Source organism: Paenibacillus caseinilyticus, from assembly GCF_027533645.1.
In the GTDB taxonomy this organism is placed as follows: Bacteria; Bacillota; Bacilli; order Paenibacillales; family NBRC-103111; genus Paenibacillus_G; species Paenibacillus_G caseinilyticus.
Genome location: NZ_JAQAGY010000001.1, coordinates 461836 through 469911, shown reverse-complemented (window position 1 = coordinate 469911; position 8076 = coordinate 461836). Strand labels below are relative to the sequence as shown.

Below are 8076 nucleotides of genomic sequence, written 5' to 3'. Positions count from 1 at the left end.
GGTTCAGGCATGAAGTCGGTGTTTGCCAAAGAAGAGAGCTATTGGAGCGAGAGGCTGGATGCCGAAGACCGCATGAGTGTTCTGCCGTATTGCAAGGCCTCCATGACAGATTCGAGCCAGAGCGGCGGCAAAAGCGAACTGCAATGGAAGCTTCCCCTGGAAGTCTCAAATCGGATTTTCTCCATGGCCAATGGAATGGATATGGCGGTGTATATCCTGTTATTGACCGGGGTCCATTGTTTGTTCTACAAGTATACGCAGCAGGAGCATGCGCTGTTGGGCATGCCGGCAAGCACGGAGCTTGACGACGGGCGAGAGGCGCTTCTGGATCTTTTGGTTATCAAAAATAAACTGAGCCGCCACAGCACGTTCAAGTCTTTAGTGGGAGCAGTGAAAACCTCCGTATTAGAAGCGATCGAACATCGGCGTCTCCCGTTTGGCCAAATGGTTGAGCGCATGGGCATGGAATACGATCCGAACGGTTTGCCGGTTGTCAACACGATCGTCTCCTACAAGAACATTCATGCGCTGCATGCGGAAGAGAGTGCGCTGACCGATACGGTCTTTCGATTTGCTTCGGAGAATAACGAAATTCAACTTTGTGTCCGCTTCGACGATCATAAATATGACCATGAGTATATCTCGAAAATGATCGATCATTACGTCCGGCTGCTCTCGGTTGTCCTCAATCAGCCTGATCTGGAGATCGGTGAAGCGGACATGCTATCCGCATCCGAGAAGCATCAATTGCTGGTGGAATGGAACGACAGACGTCCCAATCTGCAAGAAGAAGCCAGGGTGATCCATCGATGCTTTGAACAGCAGGCCGAGCGTGTGCCCCATCAGCTCGCCGTACAATGCGGAAGCCATTCCTTGACGTACAAGGAGCTTAACGAACAGGCAAACCGGATGGCGCATGAACTGAAGCGCAGAGGCGTAACCCGGGATGTGATTGTCGGCGTGATGACGGAGCGCACCGTCTCCATGATGATCGGGCTGCTGGCTGTTCTCAAGGCAGGGGGAGCCTATCTGCCTATCGATCCGGCGCTTCCGCGGGAGCGGATCGAATATATGCTGGATGATAGCGGAGCCCGGCTTTTGCTTACAACGGCTGGGCATATGACGGATTGGATGTTTGCCGGAGCGATTCTGGATGTGGACGATGTATCCAGCTATGCCGAGGATACTGCCAATTTGGCGTGCCCGGAAGCTCCGGAAGACCTCATGTATGTCATCTACACCTCAGGCTCCACCGGCAAACCGAAGGGGGTCATGATTCCTCATCGCGCCTTCCATCAGTTTGCTTACTCGCTGAGCATGCATTTCGCGCAGCCGTTCGATGAACGGGACCGCTGCTTGAGCGTAACCAGCATCTCCTTCGATGTTAGCGTCGCCGAGCTGTTCACGCCGCTTCTGTTCGGAGCCTCCTTAGTGCTGTTCCCGCACCCGGACGGACTGGACCCCCGGCTGCTTGCCGATGTGATCCTGGAGGATGCAATAACCTTTGCCTATATTCCGCCTACCCTGCTCAATGAAGTCGCGCAATTTCTTGAACATAACAAAGACGGCCTGCGTTTAGACAAAATGCTGGTTGGGGTGGAGCCGATAACAAATGGTACATTAGAGCGTTTTGTCGACCTGAATCCGGCCATTGTCATCGTGAACGGCTACGGTCCGACCGAAGCGACCATTTGCTCCAATATGTATACGTACAAGCCTGGCTCTCCAAGCGGCAGCTTTGTACCGATCGGCAAGCCGATGCATCATACGGAGGTTTATATTTTGGGGAGCGACGACCAGCCGGTTCCTGCCGGCGTCGCCGGTGAATTATGCATTGCCGGCAGGGGCTTGGCCCGAGGGTACGTCAATCAGCCCGAGCTTACGCGCAGCAAGTTCGCGGCGCATCCGTTTGATGATAGCCGGATCATGTATCGTACCGGCGATCTGGCCAAGTGGCTGCCCGACGGAAATGTCATGTATCTGGGCAGGATGGACCAGCAGGTTAAGGTAAGAGGCTACCGGATAGAGCTTGGCGAGATTCAATCCCGGCTCGCGGGAATAGCGGCTGTGCGCGAGGCGGTCGTCATCGCCAGAGAGGACCAAAGCGGTCAGAAGCAGCTGTGCGCCTACTACTCGGCCGATCACGAGCTCAGCGTCAGCGGGCTGAGGAGTACGCTGCTGAAGGAGCTGCCGGGCTACATGATCCCGTCGTACTTCGTGCAGCTGGAGCGGCTGCCGCTGACGCCGAACGGCAAAGTGGACCGCAAAGCGCTGCCGGCGCCTGAAGGAAGCATGCGGACAAGCGCCGAGTACGCTGCGCCAAGCACGCCGCTGGAAGCGCAGCTGGTCCGCATCTGGGAGGAAGTGTTGGGGCTTGCGCGCGTCGGCGTGAAGGACCACTTCTTCGAGATCGGCGGCCATTCGCTGCGCGCTACAACCTTGATAAGCCGGCTGCATAAGGAACTGCACGTTAATGTGCCGCTTCGCGAAGTGTTCCGCTTTCCTACCGTGGAGCAGCTTGCCGAGGTGATCGCAGGGATGGAGCAGGAGAGGTTCAGCGCGATTGCGCCTATCGCGGAGCAGGAGCACTACCTGGTCTCTTCGGCCCAGAAGCGATTGTACATTCTGCACCAGCTCGAAGGAGCGGAGCTGAGCTACAATATGCCCGCAGTGCTGCAGCTGGAGGGAGAGCTGGACCGCGAACGGTTCGAGGGAGCGTTCGGCAAGCTGATCCGGCGTCACGAGGTGCTGCGAACGGGCTTCCCGATGGTGGATGGGGAACCGGTACAGCGGGTTCACCGCGAAGTGGATTTCGCGGTGGAGTATCTTCAAGCGGATGTAGCGGAAGCGGAAGATGCCGTGCGGCGGTTCGTCCGCGCGTTTGATCTGGAGAAGCCGCCGCTGCTGCGCGTCGGGCTGATCGAGCTGGCGCCGGAGAGGCACCTCTTCCTGTTCGACATGCACCACATCATCTCCGATGGCGTGTCGATGGGCATCCTGGTGGATGAATTCGCCCGCTTGTACGGCGGGGAAGAGCTCTCGCCGCTGCGCATTCAGTACAAGGACTACGCCGCATGGCAGCAGTCCGGGGCGCAGAGCGAGCAGAGGCGCCGGCAGGAGGCCTACTGGCTGAAGGAGATGAGCGGGGAACTGCCCGTGCTGGACATGCCGACCGATTACGCGCGGCCTGCGGTGCGAAGCTTCCAAGGGAAGGCCCTGCCGTTCACGATTGATGGGGTGCGAAGCGAACGCCTGCGGCAGCTTGCAAGCGAAACCGGGACGACGCTGCACATGGTGCTGCTGGCACTCTACACCGCGCTGCTGCATAAATATACCGGACAAGAGGATATCATTGTCGGTACGCCGGTCGCCGGAAGAACGCATGCCGACCTGCAGCCGCTGATCGGGATGTTCGTGGGGACGCTTGCGATCCGCAGCTATCCGGCGGGAGCCAAGACGTTCGAGGCGTACCTGGAGGAAATCAAGGAAACGATGCTGGGGGCTTATGAGCACCAGGAGTATCCGTTCGAAGAACTCGTGGAACAGGTGCAGGCAGCGCGGGATATGAGCCGCAATGCCGTGTTCGATACGATGTTCATCGTGCAGAATGCGGAGCAGGCCGAGCTGAACGTGGATGGCTTGCAGCTCAAACCGTATCCGCATGAGCAGGCGACGGCGAAGTTTGACCTGACGTTCCAAGCGGCAGAGCAAGAGGGAGGCATCGCCTGCAGCCTCCGATACGCGAGCGATCTGTATAAGCCGGCGACCGTGGAGCGGCTGGCGAAGCATTTTGAACGGCTGATCGATGCGGTGATTGGAGACCGCGGGGCCCCTATTGCGTCGCTGGAGATCGTAACGGCTGAAGAGAAAGAGCAGCTTCTATACGGCTTCCATGCCGTGCAAGCGGAGTATCCGCGGGAGAAGACGCTCCACCGGCTGTTCGAGGAGCAGGCGGAGCGGAGTCCGGAGGCGGCGGCGGTCGTCTATGAAGACCGGCAGCTCACGTACCGCGAGCTGAACGAACGGGCGAACCGGGTGGCGCGCACGCTGCGGAAGGCCGGCGTGCAGGCGGATTGCCGGGTCGGTCTCCTGATGGAGCGCTCGCTGGAGATGGTCATCGGCATGATGGCGATCTTGAAAGCAGGCGGCGCCTATGTCCCTCTGGATCCGGAGTATCCGGAGGAACGCCTGCTGTATATGCTGGCGGATAGCGGCGCAGAGTGGGTGCTGACGACGAAGGAGCATGACCTGCCGGCAGGAGCGGCCGGCGTGCAGCGTATCGTACTGACCCCCGAACTGCTCGGCGAAGGCGACGGCAGCAATGCGGACAGCACGACCGGTTCCCATCATCTGGCCTATGTCATCTATACATCGGGGACAACGGGACAGCCCAAAGGCGTGCTGATCGAGCACCGGAATGTAGGCAACTTGGTGGCAGGCTTGGCTGAGCGGATCTACAGCAGGCACGACGGTCCGCAGCGGATCGCCTGGCTGTCGCCGCATGTGTTCGACGCCTCTGTGAAGCAGCTGTTCGCCAGCCTGCTGCTCGGCCATACGCTGTATGTGGTGCCCCGGGAGATCAGCATGAGCGGAGAGCGGCTGGCCGCGTACTACAATGCGCACCGGATTCAGGTATCGGACGGCACGCCGGCGCATCTGCGCATCTTGCTGGAGTCGGCGCATCGGTTTGGGGCGATCAACGTAGAGCGGTTCATCATTGGAGGAGAAGCGCTGCATGGGGAGCTCGTGAATGCGCTGCGGGGCAGCTGGACGGGCGGCTGCCGGCCGGCCATCACGAATATATACGGTCCGACCGAATGCTGCGTGGATACGACAGCCTATACGGTTGGCGCCGAAGAGGATGCCGGCACAGCAATAATTATCCCGATAGGAAAGCCGCTGGCGAACCAGGCGGTGTACATTCTGGACCGGGAACAGAGGCTGGTGCCGATCGGAGTCGGGGGCGAATTATACATCGGCGGGGAGAACGTGGGCCGGGGCTACTTGAACCGCCCGGAGCTGACCTGTGAGAAGTTCGTGCCGAATCCGTATAAGCCGGGCGAGCGGATGTACCGGACCGGTGACCTGGCGAGATGGCAGCCGGACGGGAACATCGAATACCTGGGGCGGATCGACCAGCAGGTGAAGATCCGGGGGTACCGGATCGAGCTTGGGGAAGTGCAGGCGCGGTTGGAGCAAGTGCCCGCCGTGCGCGAAGCGGCCGTTATCGCGAGAGCGGATAGAGGCGGGGAGACGACTTTATCCTTGTGCGCCTATTTTGTTGCCGATACAGCATTGACGACCAGAGCGCTGCGCGAAGCATTATCCCACACGCTTCCCGCGCATATGATTCCCACTTTCTTTGTTCAACTGGAAAAAATGCCGTTAACGTCGAACGGAAAGCTCGACCGCAGGGCGCTGCCTGATCCGGACAGCAGCATGCGGGCGGAGACTGAATATGAAGCTCCGCGCACGTCAATGGAAGCGCAGCTTGTCCGCATTTGGCAGGAGGTACTGGGGCTTGCGCGCGTCGGCGTGAAGGACAACTTCTTCGAAATCGGCGGACATTCGTTAAGCCTTATGCGATTGGTCCATACAATGTACAGGGAGCTGCACATTGAAATTTCTTTGCAGAAAGTGTTCCAACATCCTACTGTTGAAGCGATGGCCTATGCCATTTGGGAAAAGGACCTCTCCGGGAAGAAGGACAACCCCTTCATCAAACTGAATGAAAACGGACATTTCAATGTGTTTTGTTTTCCATCCGTATTTGGTTATGGGTTAACTTATATGGGGCTGGCACAAGAACTGGAATCCTACTGTATACTGTATGCGGCTGATTTTATTGGTGATTCGGGTTCCGAAGACAGCGATGCGCTCATAGATGGCTATGTGGATGCGATCATCCAAATCCAGGGCCAGTCGCCTTATGTGCTTCTAGGATACTCTTTGGGTGGGAACTTGATGTTCGAAGTGGCCAAAGCGATGGAGAGAAGAGGCTGTCATGTATCGGATATCATCATCGTGGATTCCATACGCAGGCAGACCTTAACGCCGTTGTATGCTTCGGAAAGCGAGGCTGCGCCTATACTGCTTGAAGCGGCAGAGGGTCCGGAGAAGGAATTGCTCCATAATGACTACATCCGCGAGCATGTCGAAAATATAATGCGTTCTTATCGGACCTACGTGTCAACGATCATGAATACAGGAACCGTTCAGGCCAACATTCACGCACTAAGCGCAGAGAAGTCCGATGGCTCGGGCACGCATAACGATCAAGTCCTTACGTGGAATGAATCCACTGAACAGAACTTTTGGACATACCCCCTTACCGGTGACCACTACAGCGTGTTCAGCCGCAAGCATGCCGGGGAGAACGCTGGCGTGTTGAAAATGATCGTTCATCAGATTGTCGACCAGACGTATAAAGCTCCACAGATGATGTTGTAAGCCGGACCATTTTACAAGAAGACAGAACCAGGCCTGGTGAGATATACATTCTAGTATTTGAACAAAAATTTCTAGGATTTGAACAAAAAGACTAAGGGCGGCCGCCCTTAGTCTTTTTGTATACGTGCTGCAGCAAATTCTGACGCTGGCCGGCCGCTTAGCGGGCTCATGGCCCAGCCGCATAGCTGCCCAGCCGCATCCTGTCTCAACTAAAACGCTGCAGTACTTTATGAATCGCGCGGGCGCCAAAGTGAACCGCATCGACCGGAATTCGTTCGTTTGCTGAATGGATCAATTCCGTAAACTTCATATCCTCAGGCAGCCGCATGGGCAAGAAACCGTAAGTTTGAATGCCCAGTTTGGAAAAATGCATGGCATCCGTTCCCCCTGGAAGCAGCATAGGTACGGGAATTCCTTCAGGGTCCTCTTCGACCAGTATGTTCTGGAGCGTCGGAAACAACCCCATGTCTGGCTTGGGCGGGCCGGGAGTGTAGCGGATGATTTCATATTCCAAGGTTTGTCCCATTAACCTGTTCAGCTCGGTGAACAAGTCCTCAGGCTGATAGCCCGGCAGCAGCCGGCCGTCCAGCTCTAAAGTGATTTCGCTGGGCGTCACATTGATCTTTTCCCCGCCATGGACGATGGTTGGATTGACCGTATGTCGCAGCAGCGGCTCAATCGAATGCCTTCGTGAGCCTAATTGATGCAGAACCATATTCGTCAGCCGGGGATTCAGCACCTGCTTGAACAGATGACCCGCAGGAAATGGCATTGCGCTGCCCATGGCATGAATCATTTCCCTGGCCGCGGGCGTGATATGAACAGGCAGACGGCTGCCGGACAGTTTATTCAAGAATACGCCCAGCTTGGTCATGCTTCCGCCGTAAGCAGGCAGCGAGCCATGACCCCCGTCCCCATGAAATACGGTTCGAAACCAGCATAGCTGCTTTTCGGCGACCATGATCGGATAAAAGCGCTGCTTGCCCATCTGCATCGAAAAGCCGCCAAATTCCCCGATGGCATAGCGCACGTCTTGGAACAGCCCGGCATGCTTGTCGATCAAAAATTGAGCCCCGTATTCCGCTCCGGCCTCTTCATCGCTAACGATAGCCAGCACAACGTCCCCCGGCAGGTCCGTTTGTTCCGCTTTAGCCCGCATGAACGCGCTGAGCATTTGGGCAACGCCGCCTTTCATATCCAGCGCTCCGCGTCCCCAAACCTGACCATCGACAATCCGGCCCTCGAACGGCGGATGCGTCCACTGCTGCGATGCTGTCCCGACTACATCGACATGGCCGTACAAAAGAAGCGGCGGCGCTTGCCCTCTGCCCTTGAGACGGGCCACCAGGTTCGGGCGATCAGGATGAAGCGCAAAAATCTGGGAATCTATGTGCTGCTGCTCTAAGAGCTGACGGATATACATGATGCAAGCGTATTCATTTCCTGGAGGATTGGTTGTATCGAAACGGATGAGTTGACGAAGGATGTCGACCGGCCGTTCATATATGCGATCTTCATGTGGTATGTAAACCCTTTCAGTCATAGGGAAATAACTCCTTTGTTTACACAAATTATATCATAAATAGGTGGGGGCCAGCTAGCCGGTCAATCGTTCCCCGAGTCTTC

The 8076-nt window shown here is 56.9% G+C and carries 2 protein-coding genes; one reads left to right on the top strand and one right to left on the bottom strand.

The genetic code is table 11. The annotated features are described in order from the left end of the window. Positions 1-9: 9 nt before the first annotated feature. Positions 10-6450, top strand: coding sequence for a non-ribosomal peptide synthetase (locus tag O9H32_RS02060; RefSeq protein ID WP_269864060.1), 6441 nt, complete (start codon positions 10-12; stop codon positions 6448-6450). Positions 6451-6655: 205 nt separating this feature from the next. Here the strand turns inward: O9H32_RS02060 and O9H32_RS02055 are convergent, their stop codons facing one another. Beyond that, positions 6656-7993 carry a M20/M25/M40 family metallo-hydrolase gene (locus O9H32_RS02055; RefSeq protein WP_269864059.1) on the bottom strand — a complete coding sequence of 446 codons (1338 nt, stop codon included), beginning with the start codon at positions 7991-7993 and terminating at the stop codon, positions 6656-6658. Positions 7994-8076: the final 83 nt, after the last annotated feature.